This is a genomic window from Nocardia sp. CDC160 (genome assembly GCF_035818795.1).
Taxonomy (GTDB): domain Bacteria; phylum Actinomycetota; class Actinomycetes; order Mycobacteriales; family Mycobacteriaceae; genus Nocardia.
In genome coordinates this window covers 154,391-174,032 of sequence record NZ_JAYKYT010000010.1, presented here as the reverse complement: position 1 = coordinate 174,032, position 19,642 = coordinate 154,391, and the positions used below count along the sequence as shown (strand labels likewise).

Genomic DNA, 19,642 nt, shown 5'->3' with positions numbered 1-19,642 from the left:
GGTCCTTCCTGGGTGCCGGTGCCGCCAAGGCCTTGGGCGACGCAAAATCTCCGTGGGGCGCCCTCGGCCGAAGCCTCGCCATCACCGCCATACACGCGCCATTGAACATTGGAACGATGTCGCTGCTCACTGGACAGCAGTTCGATCCACGAATGCTGTTGGGCGCCATGGCTCCCGGCGTTGCGATCGGTGTCCGCGGGGCCTACCGGGTCGGCCACGTCTCATCCGCCGCGGAGACGATCGAACCAACTCGATTCAACCGAGACGATCCGGCAAGCCCAGGAAAATCTACCGTCGATTCAGAGAACTGGTCAGGCACCGGGACAATGCCCGAAATCCGCCAGCTCGAAGCTGGTGCGCCCCACGACGGGACGGGACCAGCGTATGTTTCCCCTGGGTCTGGGGCCAATGACGAGCCAGGACGGGGCTCCTGGGTGGATTCGACAACGACCCACGCAGCCGATTCCTCCATCGCGCCGCTGGGCGCCTCGCAGGTGCCTGTAACAAGTCGAATCGACGCGGGTGCTGGCACGAACACTCGTACATCCGCCGGACTTATTGGTCCGAGCGAGAGCGCTTCGACTGGTGGAGCCCACCCACCGGTGGATGTCCGAACGGCCTACGCCACCAATCCAGAATCACCATCCCCACGTGACGCAGGTGGGGTCCCGCACGAGGTACGCGCTACCCCATCGGGCCGGACCGCCCGAACTGCCGACATATCAACGCAAACCGATAGCCGGCCACCCACTCCGGGCCCACGTGCTCATGAAAGTGCACTCGCTGCCGGGAAAAGCGAAATACCACCGACTGGTCTCGGTGCCAGAGCCGGTGCGCCTGGAAACGAGCACGAAAACACCAACGGACACAACACCCAGGTGAGCGAGGCGGGCCACCACCACAGTGCGACCCCACCCGCGGAAGCAGGCGAACATCAGCAGGGTACCGGCCGCACAGGCGGGGCTGATTCACCCCCCGGGAACGACAATCCGCCCAACGACCCTGACCGCATCTACAAGGATCTAAGGATCCTCACCCACACCGACAAGACCGGCGGTGCCGAGCTTCATCCTGACGACCGTGAGGTTATCGAGGTCGCACACGAGCAACGCGATGGCGAAATGCTCGCGGCGGTGCGAGATGCATTGCTGTATCAGGATGCACCGGGGCAACATTCCCTGCCGAGCGCCGACGAGGAATTGCGCGCACTCGCCGAGGACCCAGCACAACCAACAGGGTTGCGGTTGGGTGCAGCACTGCGACTCGGCGATAGAGATCTGATCGATTCAGTGCGGGAGAAGGCTGACTCGGCGCCACACAACACACCCGCTGCGAACCTGTCCGACACTCCGCGCGAATACAACCGAGCGAACTCGGGCACGCAGAAATCCGACGAGACTCCAGAGCGGCCCGGCACGGACGTGCTGCCAGAGACGACCGAGGACCTCCGGATCCGCGCCCTCGACACCAGCAAGGAGTTGTGGGAACGCCTCGCGGCTGCCTACAAACTCGGCGACCAATCGGTCATCGACTCAGTGCATCACGCAGCGCAGACACGCGCCGGCGATGCATACACGCTGCCAGACACAGACCAGCAGCTGCGTGAAATAGCCGAAGACAACAGCGGGCACTTCTGGAGACGTTTGGCCGCAGCCTACAAACTCGGCGATAGCACGCTCGTCGATAATCTAACAAGCAGCAGACGGGATGCGGCGCCGAAAGCATCCCGATATCGACTTCCTTCCGACCCTGGGGCGCTGCGAAATATCGCAATGGACCCGTCGAAGCCCTTTGCATACCGCCTCGAAGCAGCATATGCCAGTGGTGATGAAGAGATTGTCGAAGCACTACGGCACGAATGGACTCCCCATGAGCAAACTCTCGACGCCGTATCCATCGATGGCTTACGGCAGCTCATGCGGTCTGCCCGCTACCATGCCCGATCGGCCGATATTGCCCGCACATTGGAGATCCGACTCGCGCAAAACCCTGAAGTAGCCGTACCGGAACAGTCAACAAAGCTGTCCGACTACAGCGTAGGAAAACTGCTCGTTATGCTCAATGATGCGCGGGCGAAAAATGATACAGCTGCCTATAACGAGACACTGGACGAGCTTGCGTCCAGGCCCGCAGGAGCGGCCAAACTGCGAGAAGTTGCCCAGTCGGCGATGTCCCGCGGTGACCTCTCTGAAATGGCCAAGATCAACAGTCTTTTAGCCGCGGACGACCGCAGCCGACAAGCGACGGAATCGGATGTCGTTCCATTGCCGCGGGCAGAAGATTCATCAGCTGAGCGCCAGTCGCTGGAACCGGCGACTCGGGCGAAGACCGATATCGATGTCGAGCCGCGGACTCAGTACGAACCGTCGCCATCCGAAACGGCAGACCCCGCAAACATCGACACAGCGAACGCATCCGATCAGAGAGGGGTCGTCACCCATTCGGTCCGTCCGGGTACGGCTGGACTGTCGTCGATACCCGACTATTCCGGGCACGATCTGACGATCGGCAGCTCACCGAACAGCGACGCCCTCACCGCTGCCGATGGCACATCGGTAACGGCGAATGTTCAACGCTCCGAGCCCATTTCGACTACGGGGCGTCACAGTGCAGATGCCGCGGCCCACGTGCCGCCATTGGTGACAAACGCTGGCTCAACCACTCTGGCGCTGTCGGCGGCCGATGGAGTCGACAAGCCATCATTGGCGCACGCCTCCAGTCGGCCGCCGTTACCTCGAACAACCACCGTAACGACAGTCACGGATACCTCGAACAATGGTTCGAGATTCGAACCCGAGTTGAACATGGCTGATGGATCCACCACTATCAGCGGCCCAGGCCCCGATCCAGAAGGTATGCCGGATCGGCCCAGAACTACAACATCAACCGAACAATCCGCTGGCCTCGTCGGCGATACACGTAACGACCCGGATCAGGCGACCGTGTCGCCTAGCAACAACGGCAATGGCGACAACTCGGGGCACTCATCGACGCTCGCAGGCGAGCCGACGCCCTGGGAAGAATCGCTGTCCTACGCGCAAGGAACTCCGCCAGACACGATCGTCGACGACATTCGCGAGCTGCTGACACGACGGAATGTGCCCGCAGCAGATACGCCTATCGAGTTAGCAGACATACTCGCTTGGACGGTCCTGTACGGTCTCGCTGAGACCGGCCGACCAATTGTCACACTACGGCTGATCGGTGCGACGAGCGCAATGGGATCTAACCTAAAAGGGGACGTATCCGGCCGCGAGTCCGAGGAGCCGACCGATACTCCGACAGAGGATCCTCTGGTCTGGATCGAATACAACCCCACGACGCCATCATCTGCCTACCACACGGCAATCACCCTGCGGCTCGACTCGGAGAACGATCCGAAGCGTACCAACGCAATTCTGGAAGGCTGCGTGAGGCTAGCCGAAAAATTCGACGCAGCCGAGGTGCGGTCGATAATCCGGGAGGCGCTGGACGAAGCAATACGCACCGCACGAGCCACCTCTCCTCACAAATATCGTCCGACCACTAATCTCGTTCTGGAAATAGAACCGGACCAGTTAGCCGTATCACTCGCTTCGGATCGACAGGTTCCATCGCACGACGACCTCGACGTCGGCGGGGTCGAGAGCCCGGCGGCCAGGCCGACAGCCGGACAGCCGAGGCGGACCGCAAGACCTGTGGCTGCAGGTGAAAACGCCGATTTACACACCACGCTCACGTCCCTGCCGCCGGAACCTAAAATATCTCAAGGCAGCAGCTCGATCACAGACCCGGGCGACGGGCTTTGGCGTCCTGCTGAACCCGACCTTGGGGACCAGCCCGACCCAACGGCGTCTACTTCACAATGGGCCCACGATGATATCGCCTCAACCCCCGAGTCCCAGCCTCCCAAGCCTTCGTTGCCGACGAGATGGCTAACCAGAGATCAATGGCCATCCTTCGACGTTCGCGAGGTGGCCGGCGAGCCGTGGACGCCGCGCATCAGCTCGAACTCCAGCAGTATTCAGGAGCCGATCGTCGCCGACGACGGCACATGGACCTGGCAACGGTCGAATACAACCTCCGACAACACCACCAACAGGTCTTCTGGACAGCCGCTTACCGCGAGCGTACGAAATCCGCTCGATGCTCCCTGGGTCCCACCACAAGCGATCGCGCCCGCCGCCTCGTTCAGAGTGAACGAGGGGCTGGACTTCCTGAAAGCACCCCGAGATGTCCGGGGTCTCTTTGATGTCCGTAATGCGCATGGTGAGGATTGGCGACCGGTTATCGGTCGAATAGGCAGCAGACGGGAGCCGGAGCCAGTTGTTACGGTCGACGGCGATGTCGTGTGGACCCGACCCGAAAACACCGATCGTCCCAAGAGTGTGGAAGTCGCATCGCGTCGAGCTGAGGCGATTGATCAGTCCGCGGCCGAATCGTCATCCCGGGAATTCGCGCACGGAGCATCCAAACAGAAAAATCCCACTTTACGAGACGCCGAGGAAACTGACGAACGGCTCCGCTTCTTCGAGCCCACTCCCCAACCCGACGAGGCACCCCAGTGGGGAAAGGCGGATCCAATGTCGTGGCCGCGCAACCCACCGGGCAGCTTCGCCGGCTACGGGGGAGAGTCTGCGTCGGAAGGTTCCGAATCGGACCGCCTTTTGATGCACGGCCATCACGTTATCCCCCACGTCTATCGTGCGGGCGAACGAGTACCCCTTGTCTTCACCGGAGCGAGCGCGCCCGACTCCTCCCATCGCGGTCTGCTCCTCCCTGGCGATGGTGTATACGAGGACGTCATCCGCACAATACCGTCGATATCCAACCTCGCTCTACTCAAGTCAAACAAGCATTACAGATGGCTCATCGAGGGGCAAATCGCCAATGGCATCGGCAGTGCGGTTATGAGGTCCGCTTTGCCGCTAGAGATCAAAGAAATGACGCATTCCATGTCGATTGCGGGTTTCGTTTCTGTCTCGCCCTGGCTCGCTGGACTCGTTGCGCCTATTGCTGGAGAGATTGGTAGACAACGGGATCCCAAGAACCTGATGCTGATAGCGAATATAGGCGCTGCGGGCGCCACTACAATCGCTCTTCTCGAAGTTCTATCGCATGCACCCTTTGCGGCCGAGGTATTGGCCCTGGCAGCGGGGGCCGAGGGTATATTCACCACTGTAATCGGAACCAACTTTCGACCCGTATCGCAAGGACTCCTTGGCCCGTCGGAGCAGGTTGCAGGAAATCAAATCAATGCAACCTCCCCAGCGATTGCCCAATTCATTGGTTCGGCGATTGCGCCCGCATTGTTGATCTCCGGTGCTCCGTTCGCGATTGATGCTGCATCATACGCGGCCAATATCGCGATTCTCATGGCACTCGGGAAAGATCTTCCAACCGGGCCCTCCCGTAGAAGCGCGGGCGATGAACCCAAACGCAATATCCTGCAAGGAATCCGTGAAAGCGCGGCCCTGCTGGGGCGAAACGCACCACTTCTCGAACTGACTGTAAGCGCCTCCATCGCCCGCTTCGCCGCAGGTGCAGAAAATCTCCGTGTGGTGGAACTGTTGTCCGAAGGCGGATCGTCCCCCCTGCTCAAAGGGCTAGAGATCTCTGCAACCGCGCTGGGCGCAATGACACGCTTCGTCTGGCCGCAATGGGCCAACCATCTAATCGCAGATGCAGGATCACGCTTCAACTTGGCCTTACTCGGCGGTTATACAGTCGCAATGGGGCTCGACGCGGCGTCGGCTGCCTTCCCCGCGACCTTCGCGGGACAGTTCTTGACTGGAGCATTGGCCGCCGCTGCGACTACTCAGCTTTATTCCATCCAAACGAAGACGGTGCATCCAGATGATCTCGGCGGGGTGAACAGTTTGCAGCTCGCCGCGTTCAGCCTCTTGTCGGCATCCGCGGCTGCGATCACGGGTGTCGGGCTAGCCCATCTTGGCCCCGAGGCTGTCGCCTATTTGATCGAGTTCCTCATGGGCGGAACTACTGCCACAACTGGATTGCTTCTGCTCCGACGGCGCGACAAGGTTGTTCGCCGCCGCTCCGCAGTGGAGTCCGAGAGCAGCCGGCTCGAAGTGACTAGCCGGTCAGGGAAACGAGAGTTGCGTCGCCGCTATGATGGAAACCTCGAAGTCGCCCAGTTCGCCGTAAACGAGATGGCCGACATGGTCGAAAACCTTGCCGCCCTAGAGTTGGCAGGCTTCGACCCACAAGTATTGTTCCTCGACAAGAACTTGAAATACGTTGCCGCCACTTGTGATCCGAGATTTGGACCTTTATATCGCCAAACCCGGGCGGTCGATGCCGCTCAGCTTCGCCAGCTGATTGCCGCAGCACAGCTCGAATCTGATAACAGCGCCGACGCCAGGGCCCAGCTCACGGCGCTCCTACTCGACGCCGGACTGCGGGTCAAGAATGAGAACACCGTGGTCATAGTCGCCGGTTTCGTTCAGACCGACTATTTCTCGGAAAGGCTCTCAGAGCTCTTCCACAACGCAGGGTGGCTACCGTCGTTACCTTTGTTCTCGAATTATCGGCGCGACACGCTCGACGTCGCCGCCCGAATCGTTGGCGCAATGGCCGAGACAAATCTAGGCCAGCGCGCACTTCGCGACGCTGTTGACCATGCCGCGAGTAGGCGCGCAGCCGGAAAAGACTGGCGGGAAACGGTCGAGCGCGCCACAGACCACTTCGTCGCCCAAGTGGAAACTTGGATATCAGGCGGCCAGGCAAATGCTAGGTTCGCCAGCGTCCTGGCCGCTTTGCCTGAACTGATCAGCGAGCTCCGCAAAACCGGCGCTGTCGCGAGAGCTGGCCACAGTTACCACACTTCGGCTGTAACCCACCTGTCCAGCGCTGCGGTGAGCGGCAGCGAACCGGATTTCCAAGTGAGGTACGAAGGAGCGTCCTCTCCAACCGAACGATCGGCCGAGGTGCCGACTGCGACGGAACAAACTCCCGCGGACTGGCAGTACGACAAGGCGACTGATCGCGCGCTCGGCAGGCTGCTTGGCGGGCGCGAGTCGAGAGGGGACTCAGAGCCCTACACCGGAATCAACACAGGACCGCATGGGCTCGACGTTGCTGGCTTCCCGGAAACGGGCGACATCTACGGCGGACCGTCCGATACGCCGCGAATCAGTGAGAAGGTTCCGCCCACGAACTCATCAACTGGTGGTGAGCAGCCGGACGAGGCACCCCAGTGGAGAAAGACGGATCCAATGTCGTGGCCGGGCAGCTCATCGGGTGGCCTCGTCGGCTACGGGGGAGAGCGGGGGTCAGACGGCGGTGGCAATGGTCCGTACTTGAGGTCACCAGCGGAGGGGGATGAACCTGAGCTGCGGGATGACCCCGACGCCGTCAACGTGGCAGCGGGCACGTCGCCGGTTGAAGTCGAGCGCACGATAGAGGTGATGGCGCCGTGGTGGCAAACCGATGCTCGCCGCAGAGCCGGCCGTGCCGTCGCCGCCGTAATCGACGAACTGGCTCCGGTGACTGCGCGGTTGGAGCTCGCCCAAAACGGTGATTTGCGATTGATCGCATTGTGCCACGCCCGTCACACCGGCACCAGATCCGGAGTGCCGGAAACGGTTATCGCAAATCTTGCAGCGAGCGCAGAAGAATGGTCCGTAGCACCACAGGATGGCGCACTGCGATTGGATGCGTCGCTCGTATATCACCCGACGGCAGCGGGTGATATAGGTGAAACAGACGCCGATCAGGTGCGTCGGATCGCTGAGTTCGCGACTGTAAGCAGGCGCGTAACCCTGCTCGAAGACCTGGCGTTGTCTGTCCGGGAGCAGTTGGTCGTGGCCGCCGGGCAGGTACACGGACTCGCAACTGAAGTCCTCTCGGTGTTGTGGAGCCGGGGATCGGTCGAGGTCGATATGTTGGTCGATGCTCTCGAAAGGGTGAGAGTGGAGACACAGCGTCAGTTCGGTGCCGGACCTGTGCTGCTGGTCTCTACCGTCCTGGCACCGAGCTTCGTGGTCGTGGTCGTGGACGGGTACGCGGCTCGAGGTGCGTACGCATGTACGGCGCTTGTTCAGGTACGAGTACAGCCGGAAAATGGCACGCCAAAAGCATCATTACTAATCGACAGCTCTCAACTCGCCGCCGCATGGGTGGATTGGTGGCCAGAAGACCACCCGATGTCCAGAGGACGAAAACCCGGATTGATATACGAGACCGATTCCGCAGTCTTTAACGAAAAGCTGCGCGAATATCTATCGTACATAGTTCCCGAAGGCCGGGAGCCTGGCTCCGAAAACGCACAGGTTGCTTGGCAACCCGATGACGACGATATCGCTGCAGTCCGACAGATGATATATGCGCGAAGCCCGCAGGACTGGGGAATTGAACTAATTGATGCTGCGACCATCCACACGTTCGCACTTGCGAAGTTCCGGGGGCTCCATAGTCGGCCGGAGATTTCGAGACTGGCGGCTTACGCGTTATCGACCTTTCAGGTCGAAGACGCCGCCCGCCATGCGTGGGTGAAGGCATTCGACGAACGGGTCGACCCCCGTCATTCACGCACCAACAGCCTCCTGAGTGCAGCGAATCCCACTATGGTGCATGATGCTCTCGAGCTGTTGAGCAGCGTTGAGCGCGATTGCGTCTTCCGTCTCGATGGGCCAATCAGTGCCGATGACGAGTCAGTGGTTGCTCTGACGTCCGCGTTACAACAGGTGATAGAGGAATCTGCACATCGTCCACCAGCTGATCGACGGCTGGAATCTCGTGCCGCCTCGCGATCAAGCCGCTCGAAGTCGCCCGATCGCAATCCATGGCCATTCGACCTCGCGTCGGCGTTGGAGCAGGCGGACGGAGTGCGTTCGCACCGCGATTTGATCGAATTCGCTGGTCAGCTGACCTCCCGCTTTCCGTCGTACTGCAAGCTGCGACCACTCGGAAAGTCCGCAGGAGGTGCGACGATGTGGCTCTTTTCGGTGGAACCAGAGCCGCGCGATGCAGAATGGGCGCTGGTATACACGTCAACACATCCATGGGAGCGCCTATCGGTCGCGTCGCTGACAACTCTAATGGAATGGTGGGCTACCGCCCATGAAGCACGAAACATCGGTCTCGACGTTCTCCTGGAATTGGATGTCGATAAAGTGCTAGTGGTTGAGAAATTAGTAGAGGAGGTATTGCAGGAAGCTCTCGATAAAGGACGGTCTATGACCGACTTCGAATGCGCTATGCGCGCACACCATCGTCCAGGATGCACTGCGTCGCCCGAGCAGATCGCAAAATATCCGGACTTGGCCCGCAAGACCAGGCCTCGTCAGATAGAGTGGGATCAGGACCCAGAATTCCCTGAGACTTCCATATTTCTCGCGACTATCGGCCTGCGCGGATATCGCACAATCGAATCATGGCACGGCGCAGATTACGGGTTTCCATATCGGCTGGTCGGAAATGTTCATGATGGGCTGGAATCGGCGTCGAGGGTCGAAAAAGCTGCAAAGGAATGCGGATTCGATTTCAGATACGATGTTACTGACGGCAGTGGTGGCGACAGGATCAAGCCCGGCATTTACTTGCGCGCGGCCGAGCCTTTCGAAAACATTTATGAAATCGCGTGCAGAGCGCGAGAACGTGTTCTTCGAGAGTTTCCGGAGCGTGAACGGCGATACGGTAAGGATGTCAAGTTCGGGATAACAGAGACGAAAATATTCGAGCATACTCTGGATCCGCAGATTACAATCGGCGAGTTCGTTAGTATCTGGGGAGCACGTGCCGAGCAGCTTGAGGACTTGTACGAACCCGTAGAAGAAAGTCAAACGACTATCTTCTATGAATCCGCCTACGGTCTACTCATGGCTCTCAAAGAGCAGGTAGACGAAATGAGAGGTAAGATCGAGGAAAATCCCGATGTCGCGAATCGGATAGCGCTGTGTGCCTATCAATTCGACCAGTCCTTGCGTTCTCTTTCGGAGATGTTGCATCACTGCCGCCATCGCATAAGAAACGGAACGGCTTCGCCCTACCTAATCGATCTCGAGGCCATTCTCGATAGTCGTATGTCAGACTGGTGCGGCTTCACCGAGGAAAAACTCAGACTACGGAGAGTGTCGCTGGACCGCGTCGCTCGCTACCAGGCCAGTATCTTCATAGACCAAGTCTTGAGTGACCGTGGCGACGACGCGCGCCCTGATGCGCCCGAGGCCATCGATCCCGGTGCACCATCGCCGTCCGGCTCCGGCACAACGGAACGGCACGACTCAACGCAACCGCCCCGGCTTCTCGCCGGCGATTCAACTTCGGATCAGGCACTCGCGGACGACTTGCCTTCCGCCGATGCCCTGCGTGAAGTACCGCGAATAGAACGAGTGGCCGGAAGCCCCGGCGTGACAGGCCCTGAATCAAACATCCAGCTCCGCCACGGGGGCGCGAATCCCTGGCTGTTCAAGGCCCTAGGTCCGGGCGCTGTTGTCGAGCCTCGGGACCGGCTCCGTTTCCTGGAGGACAGGTGGGAGGAGCTCGAGGCGCCTCAGTGGGGATTCTCGCGCGACCCGTTCTCATGGCCGCGTAATCCACCAGGCAATGACGCCGACCACGGTAAGGCCTTCAAGGCGAAGCGTCCGCTGGATCTCTTTCCGAAACGGAAGTCCAGGACTCCGCGGATCGACCGCGGTTCCTGCGATAGCGGCATCGAGGCTCCACCGGCTGCGACACCTGGCAGCCCACATCTGTACACCCGGGATGCGGAAGGAAACTGGTCCCTCGGGGATTCATCGGATACAGGACAAGCCGTGCAGGGCCATGTCTCGCTATGGAGTCTGCTTCACCGAAACCATACATTCGCACTCACATACGGAATCGACGTTACGGATGCTTTCCGAGCGACTCTCCTTCCCGTTGCCGCACCTGAAATTACGTCCAATCCACAGATTGCAGGGTGGATGAACGTCGGGGACGGGCTATCGCAGGGGAGCGCATTGCTGCTAGGGCCTGCGCTAGATACGCACGGCCCGGAATGGGTCATGAAAAGGGGCGCGCTGGTCGGCGCGACGGCAGCTCTTGGTGCCTTCGGCGCGGTTATTCTACACGCACCGCACCTCAACGCGGTGCTACCTATCGCGATGCTCGTTGAATCGACCGCAGGCATCAGCATCGCACTCGGTGCTCAAAGGATATTTGGGGATTCCTTGAGACCCGAAGAACGGTCCACCGGAAATGGCGCCCAGGCAATGCCTTTAGGGAAGATCGCTGGCACACTTGTCGCGCCCGCTTTGGCGACGGTCGCACACGTGCTTCCGCCAGGATTGGATGTTCTCTTATGGGGGGCAGAATTTATGGCGTTGCGTTCCTTGCGAAATATCCAACCTCGACGAGCGGAGGAACTGCCGCGCCGGCTCTTGAACGATATCGTCTTAGGTCATCGCGAAGTGGTGAAAGATGAATTTCTTCGAGGTTACTTAGGGGCCTCGGTGCTCAGTAACATTGCCTTCGGTGGTCTCAGTGTGTATTACCAGAGTGCAGTGTATGGCAGCCATCTTCCTGGCTGGTCTAAAGGATTTCTACTTGCGGTGAATGCGGGAGGCGGAATTGCTGGCATGTTCCGCCCGAACTGGATGAAGGCAATCCTGGACGAGTCGGATCCTCGGAAGTATTATTGGTGGACTCTTTTGGGCTCTGCAGTATTGACGACAGCGAGCGCGGTGTCGGACAGCCTTGTGCTCATGACGCCGACGCTGTTCGCCTTGGGTTGGTCATCGGTCAATCTCAACCGCCGGATACTCTCTCATCAGCAAAAAGAGATTCCGGAGCACGCAGCCGGCCGTGTGGGTGCCGAAATATTCGCGACTTCCAGTGCCGCCATCGCGCTCGGCAGCCTGGTCGGAACCATCGAACACAGTGTCTGGATTCCCACGCTCTCCGCCATACTGGCCGGTGCCGGATACGGAGCCCGCATCCTCTGGCAGCGAGCTAACCCAGGGCCGCGGCACCCCAACTCCGAAAGCGCGCCAGACGATCTGCCGCGCACTAACGAATTCCGCTGGCAAACCGAATCCGGTGGCAATCCGATGCCGTCCCTCGACGACCTGGCAGCCCTCCATCGGACGAGCGGCGAGCCTGTAGTCGTCGTGGAACTGGGCGCGAACGATATCGCGGGGTTGCACAAGCTCCAGGTCGGGTTGCGGCAACAAGTGCGGGCCGCCGCGGTCCGGCCCGACGTTGGACTCACCGCAGCGGCCACAATGACCGATCTGATAAAAGGATTGGTCTGGCTCCATACCCGCGCCAAGACGCGCATCAAGGTATCGGTGACGGGTTACGGTGCCGTCACCGTGGACATGACTGTCGCGGGGGAGGCAGACTTCGCGAAGACTGCCGCACGGGAGATAACCGCGGAACAAGCGAACTACACCATGATCGTGGCGTGGCCGAGCCGCCGGGAAATGCACATTCGCCTAGTTTTCGGACCGAAATCTCCAGGCGGGGACAGGCGCAAAGTCTGGTTGGTCGACGCAGCGGACTATCTATTGGAGCGGATTGATGACGCATTGCTGGCCGCCTTCTCGGCTCCGGCAGTATCGCCGACGGCGTGGGAGCTGGTGGAAACGTTCGTTCGCCGCGCGGATATCGGTATCGATGAGTTCGCCGCTCGCCTTGGGATGACTAGACGAGCCATAGAGATGGCGGTGACCGGCAGCCGCTTCGCATGGTGTGATTTGAGTTCGGCAATGGCACGTCATGCAAACGATGATGTTGTCGCACAGGTCATTCGACGGATCGACGAGCTGGCCGATCGTGTCGGGCGGGCCGGAGTGTTGCGAGCAATAAGCGATATCGTCGGCCAGTACGACCTTCCGTGGGAGCGAGGCCAGGAAGCCACCGCATGTTTGAGGGCTCTCGCACGTATCGACCGCAAGCCCATGACCGCCTCGGCAGAGTACCCCGGCGGCGGAATGGTCAGCCTATGCCTTGCTTGGCCTGGTGGCGGACCGAGCACTGCCACCCTACTGGATCGTGCCGGAGACGTACTCTCAACCGCCCCGTATTGCCTTGTCGCCCAGGACAACAATAGCCGTGTCGCCGAGATACGACTGGTTTTCAACGGTGACGGTGCCACAGGCCGTGACGGCATTTGGATCGTGCCCGCCTCGTGGCCCTGGGTGTGGGATACCTCGGGAGCGGTATCGCGGCTCATCTTGCACACGGTCCGCACGGCGGCGGGTAAGGCAGAAGGCGAGCTGCCGACGGTATGGCACCCGGACCAGATGGGCGATGTTGAAGCCGCGTCCCTCGAATCGGTCCTGCCGTACTGTGAGCAATGTGACAGATACGATCTTGCTAAAGACGTCATGTCGGTTCTCGCTCGACCGCAACTCTCGATTGGCGACGACCAGCGCGGGCTAACCGATGAATTGACCAGATGGCGCACCGAGGTGCTCAGAGTCCTGAAAATGTCAGGCGATACCACTGATATCCCCGAAGCTGGCCGTCTTGCCGTTGAGCAGGGGACCATCGAAGTGGAACCGACATTCCTTGCGGACTGGGCACTGATGCGTCACTCCAGTCAGGACGACCTGGACCGGTTGACGTGGATCCGGATTGCTCACTCGGTGCGCGAGAAGCGCGAATGGTTCGAGGGGCGGATTGACCCCGAAAGAGCAGAAAGAGCTCTCGCACTAATGTCACGTCGCATGTTCGGCGGTCTCTCTCCAGTCGAGCTCGCCCATCTGCTGGGCGAGCAGGGCGAGGCTTGGTCTGCACAGAGAGTTTTGGACGTCGAGAACGCAATAGTCCAGATTTCGCCACGCGAGGTCAGAGCATGGGATAAGGCGTGCCAGGCCAAAAATATCGTTGAACAACGAAAAACCAAGATTCGTGAGACGAATCCAGCGGTTCAGAGCTATCTTCAGACGCACCAAGCGGTTCAGAGCTATGTTCAGGCGAAACTCGCCGACGCTATCGCAGATTTGAGTGCCGATCTCCTCAAATTCCGCGAGCGTATGGACGCGCCAAAGTCCAACACGCGGACGCAGAATCGAACGAGCCTTCGACCTGCACGTCAGCCTGCCGAGACCGATGTACTCGCGCAACTGGCCTGGACGTTCAATGACAATTCGAATCATGGACGCCGGACAGCGGAGGGATCCTTACTGGCAAGACGGGCTGTCGGAGCCCGATTACAGGCTCTGCGATTGCAAGATGAACTATCGACCGTCGCTGTGGAATGGTGGTCAGGGCTTCCGACTTTCCGGATCAACCAGATAGAATCGGGCAATGGGCCGCGTGTTTCAGAGGACGAGATCCGACTGATCGGTCGGGTTCTATCTTATCGACCGAACATTGTGATCGATATGATCAAGATGCTGCACGCTACCGACAAGCATTTGGTGGATTTCGCTGATAGATTCACAACGCAGGCGGTAGCTCTACAACGACGGGCCAAAAACTCAGTTGCGCAACCGGCAGTTGCTCTTCGTTCTACTCGTTGGCCGGGTTCTGAAGAGACGCGAGACCTCCACGTCCGTAAGCTGGTGACCCTGCTCGAACTCAACGTCGATCCCGGTGACGTGGCCGCCGTGCGGATGATACTTCCAAATGAGGAGCGGCTCGACTCCGCGCGCTGGCACGACCTGCTAGACGGCTTGGGTATCCCAGATCAGCCAGAAGAACTTGCGTGGGTCGGTATGACTTCAGCACAGCTTAAGGCAATGGCTCTTCGAGCGAGTCGCAGCCTGCAATTGCGCGCGCTCTGCGTGCTGGTAAACCCCGACCCGACGCTGGCCGGAGCCTTATTGCTCAGGTCACCCATAGGGTTCGACGGGATACACAACCCAGAACTGCGCAGCGCAATGCGATCCGTAGCCAACGCGTTGCTCGATGAAGATCTTCATGCATCTTCACCATTTCATGGCGTGCCCATGCCGTCTTTTAGATCGACGATACTGGCGAACCCCGCGGAGGGGTGGGTGCTTTCCCGGAATTTCCAATCAAATCTCAACTTCCACGATGCCGATCTCGACCGTGTAACGCGGATGGCCCTCACCAGGCTCGTACTTGACAGGCTCGATGCTTCACAGGGCGAGTTGAAAGTAGCCAGAAGCCTTCGCATACTCCGTAAAACCGACCGGGAATGGGCGGTCCATCGGTTGGCGCGGCTTACCGGGCTGGGCAATCCGTTCTTATTGTCGAAGGAAGGGTTTCTCGAGGCATTGGCTAAGAAGCAGCACAATGCCTTTCGAAAGTGGAAGGTGCTTATCGAACATCGTCGGCTGAATGTTCCCTCGCGATCGGCGATACTGGACGACCATACCGAGGCAGCCCGAGTGGTGAGGCAAACTTTGCGTTTACATCTACTCGAGTCGATAACCAATTTCAGGCCCATCCCAAGCGACCTGCTGGAATTGGTCTCGCGCCCGAATTCGAATAGATACGAGAATTATCCTCTGAAGAATCTCCGAGGGAACCTGACAACCCTGAGGCCCGCTATCGATCAGCTCATCGACGCGGAGCTGCGTAGAAACTTGTCACTATCAGTAGACACGTCGGTGGATGATTTAGATACCGTCCGCGCCCGTCTCATAGCAGACCCATATGGCCCCTTTGCCGAGATAGAAACCTTCACCGGGCGCCTGCATGAGCTGCTGCTGATGGTCGTGCTTGCTCGTCATTTCCTCGATGAGTTCCAATCCGATCGGGTGCCGATGGGCGATGACACCGTGGTCGTCGAGATCGGTGATCGGAAGCAGTTGCAGATCAGTGCGCCGCGACCTGTCGGGGCACTGGGATCACACGCCGCGATCACCCAATTTCTAAGGCAGGAGTTGGAAGGCGCTGTCGGCGTGAGCGAAATCGAGGACGCGCAGATCGCCGGCTCCCTCCTTTTTGATCATCTGCTCTCCAGTCACATCTCGCAGGACTGGTGGCCCCCCGTCTTCGGGCAGTCCGACCCGTTGGATTGGCAGCCGAGAACCGCATCGATCGAAGCATGGAGTGTCGGCAGCCTGCACCCCTCGGCGCTGATACAGTACCGCGATCAAAGTGACGAGGAATCCGATATCCCGCTCCTGGTCGAATCGCTGAGAATGTATGCGGATCGGATCGATGTCATCATGCACGGTGAGGGACAAGGGCGCACCGTGCTCGCGTACTTGAAGTTCGGCGGCGGTGATCGAGGTGCGGGCGCCCCTCCAACTTATCAGGGTGCCGTTCGGATGTCGCGCGACCGGCTTGTCGCGGAACTCGATAGTGAGAGGCGGCGAGTAGTCGAGCGCGAGGAGCGAGACCGGCCGAAGCACCGTTCGACCGGCGATACTTCGTGGGTTGCACAGGACCCGAATGTACCAGCCGCAATTCGCAGAGTGCGCGCAAAAAACATCGACTTCGGCGACTATGACCATCAGACCCTACTGGCCTGGCACCTTCGGATCCAGGCAACCAATCCACCTCCGCTACCATATGTGGACACAACCGCTGAAATCCTTGGCCACACAATCGAAGTCCGATATCTGCTGGGAAATCTGTCGGAGCCGAGCCATTCGGTGAAAGACGAGATGGCGCGGCAGCTGTTGGAGTTCGCCTCCGACGAGAACAGTGACATTCCGATCGTCGCGATAACGACCGGCAATTTCGGCTACGCCTTGGCTCTGAAGGCCACGCAGGTGAGGCGAAAGATCATCATCTTCATGCCGGAGACCGCACACCCAGTCAAGGTGAAGGCCTTCAGAGATCTGGGTATCGAGGTGAATCAGATCGGGCGCGACTACAACGAATGCCACGAGTATGTCCAGACGGTTTGGTCCTACGACAACGCCGGTTTGATCGTCGATCAAGAAGCGGTCTCGATGCAGGCCGCGATGCACTACCACCTGATCCAGCACATCATCGAGCACCCAGGCGAATTCGGGACCGTATTCGTCCCTATCGGAAACGGATCATTCGCCGGCACGATCGCAGGGAAGATTCTCACTCAACAGCCGAGGCCCGTGGCACAGCCGGACAGCGAGCGGTTTCTCGACGCAGACACCAACACGCTCATGGATGACCTGGCGGCCCGAACCATTGCCGCATTGAGATCAGGCGTCGACCTGGTGGGTGTCGCGCCGCAAAACGCACCCGCCTTCACCGAATCATTCCGATTCGGCGAACCCGTTTTCCGACCGTCGTTCACGATAGCCGACAGCGCCGCCCATTCGGAGCCATCCTCACGAATGGTTGAGGCAGCGATCGCACGTACCCATCACATCGTCGTCATGCCTGAGAAGTTCATCCGTCCGTTGGCACGACAGCTGACCGAAATTTTGGGTCATCCGGTCGATCCAACAGCGGCGCTAGCCGCATACGGTCCGACCTTGTTCTACCAGACAGAGGTTGCGACCAGCCCGTACTACTTGCCTCCCCGAGAGGAACTAGGCATAGACACTGCCCACTACTGGAAACCGAAGGACGGAAAAATGCTGGTGTTCATCACCGGCGGAAGGCCCGGTACCGCGGACGGCGTCCCCGACTACTGGAACCTCGATCTAACGTCCACCGGCCGGCCATTGGACGAGAACGATGAACTTCCCAGGGACTCGGCCGAAGCTGGGCAGGGCACGGTTGCAAGCCAATCTGGGCCGCCATACGTTGCCGACGAGCTCGCAGAGGCCGCGACGGTCTTTGCCGAACTCGATATCCTCGTCGCTCCCGATCCAGGCATACGCCAAACCAATCTTCGGCGCGTTCGCCAGATGATCGGCCGCGAGTTGGTGCCGGTGGAAGACCTGGACCGAATCCTGACCGAAATGGTCACAGGGGCGCGCCGACGCGCAGTCCTGCTGGCTGATTCACGCATTGTCACCCTGATTGATCTCGAAGGTGCGGCGACCGTATTCGACTCGACGATGCCCGGCCGGATGAGCCTAACCGCATGGTCGAAATCCCCTGCCAAGCACTCGTTAGGCACCTCTGACAAGCTGCTGATCGATGACGGAGGAAGGCTGCCGGACCCGGCCGAAGATCGATGTGCTGCCTTGTTGGACGCCGTGACCTCGACCCCGGAGGAACGCGACCAGGTCAAGAAGGCATTGGAGCTGACTTATGACTACGTGAGCCTAGCCATGCGGAACGAAAATGGTGAGCCGATCCTCGACCTGAACGGCAAGCCCGTCAGAGAACATGGGTTCGACCCCACCCGCACGTACAGCGCCATAATCGTCTGCGGCAGCCTCGATGAAGGCGTCCCTTCGCTCGTGGCGAACTTGGTCCGCAGCCACGGGTTGACCCGCAGGGTGGTCTTCACTGGCTACCAGGGGGAAGCGGAGCGGTTCGCGATCGAAGCACAGAAGACGGGTCTCAATGTCGAGTACTGCATCCAAGAGTCGGAGGCAACCAACACCCGAGAGAACATCGAGAAATCAATCATTCTGCTTGAAGACCTCGGCTGCGAAATATCGAATATCCTGGCTATCAGCCATCCGCCGCATATGCGCCGACTGCTCGAATTTCTAAGAGAAGCGCGCAACCCACGGGAAGCCGATAAACGACGGCTGATCCCAGAGGACGCCACGATCAGTGTCGCGTCGGTAGCGGTCGGATTCGAGGATTATCTGAACTTCGGATACCGCTCAGGTGATCCACGCTTGCCCACCCACCCGGGCAGTATCGCAGTAGCGTGCCTTCGCGAAATCCGCGGCCTTCACAAGCCGAACAACCCGAAATACTCGGCTAAGCCATGGCCGAGCGCAGAACTCGAAGCTGCCTACGAGCTACTCGAGCCCCGCTTCGATTTAGATGACATACACACCGGCGGCGTCGTTCTGTCCGTGCCGGGCGACACCGGGACGCATGCACGCCTGACGCCGAATTCGTCAGGCAACGCCCTATTGCCAGACGCCGGTTCAGTTGTGGCGGATGGTGATGGTCGTCCGCCAGGGATCCCCGCGCTGCCCGTCGTAAACCTCAAGTCCGATCGGTCCGATGGTATCCGTACAGAGGCGTCGAACTCGAGGCCCCTCGCAATCGATCCGGGGTTGCGGACTGATACGAATCCTTGGATGTTGAGGGGGCAGGAGCCGGGTGTGGTGATGGGTCGTGAACGGTTGCGTTTTCTGGATCCTCGGTGGGAGCCGCATGCGCCTCAGTGGGGATTCGTGAGCGATCCGTTCTCTTGGTCGCGGAATCCGCCGGGTAGCGAGGACGCCTATGGACAGGCCGACAGCCAGGTCTGACCCGAAGCCGAGCCTGCTGGCGAACATCATGGGCCTGGGTGAGTATCGAAGATCGAACCGCAGCCTTCGTCACCCTCGCCGCGGTGGGCGGCATCGGATCGCTACTCGCGGGGCTGGTGCGAATCTTTGGAGGTTGGGGGAGAGCTGGGTGTTGTGGTGGTCCGTGAGCGGTTGCGTTTTCTGGATCCTCGGTGGGAGCCGCATGCACTGCAGCGGGGGTGCGTTAGTGATCGGTTTCTGGCGCGCGAGGCTCGATTGATCCGAGTGACTCCTACACGCCCTACCGACGCGGCGGCAAGACCGTCGTCCCGGGGTCGATCATTCTCTGGAATACCGTGTCACGGCTGATGTCGCGCCCCCTCGCGGGCGGCAGTCTGGTGATGTCGAGGATAACTCGACGTATGGGACCGACAGGCGCTCCGACGCGCACGACGGGGCGTTCGATTCAATGGGACCGAGCAACATGTCCATACACA

General features: G+C 59.8%; 1 protein-coding gene. It reads left to right on the top strand.

Going from position 1 to position 19,642, the window contains the following annotated elements; all coding sequences use genetic code 11:
- Positions 1-878: 878 nt before the first annotated feature.
- Positions 879-19,166 carry a pyridoxal-phosphate dependent enzyme gene (locus VMT40_RS37525; protein ID WP_326364422.1) on the top strand — a complete coding sequence of 6,096 codons (18,288 nt, stop codon included), beginning with the start codon at positions 879-881 and terminating at the stop codon, positions 19,164-19,166.
- The last annotated feature ends 476 nt before the right edge of the window (positions 19,167-19,642 follow it).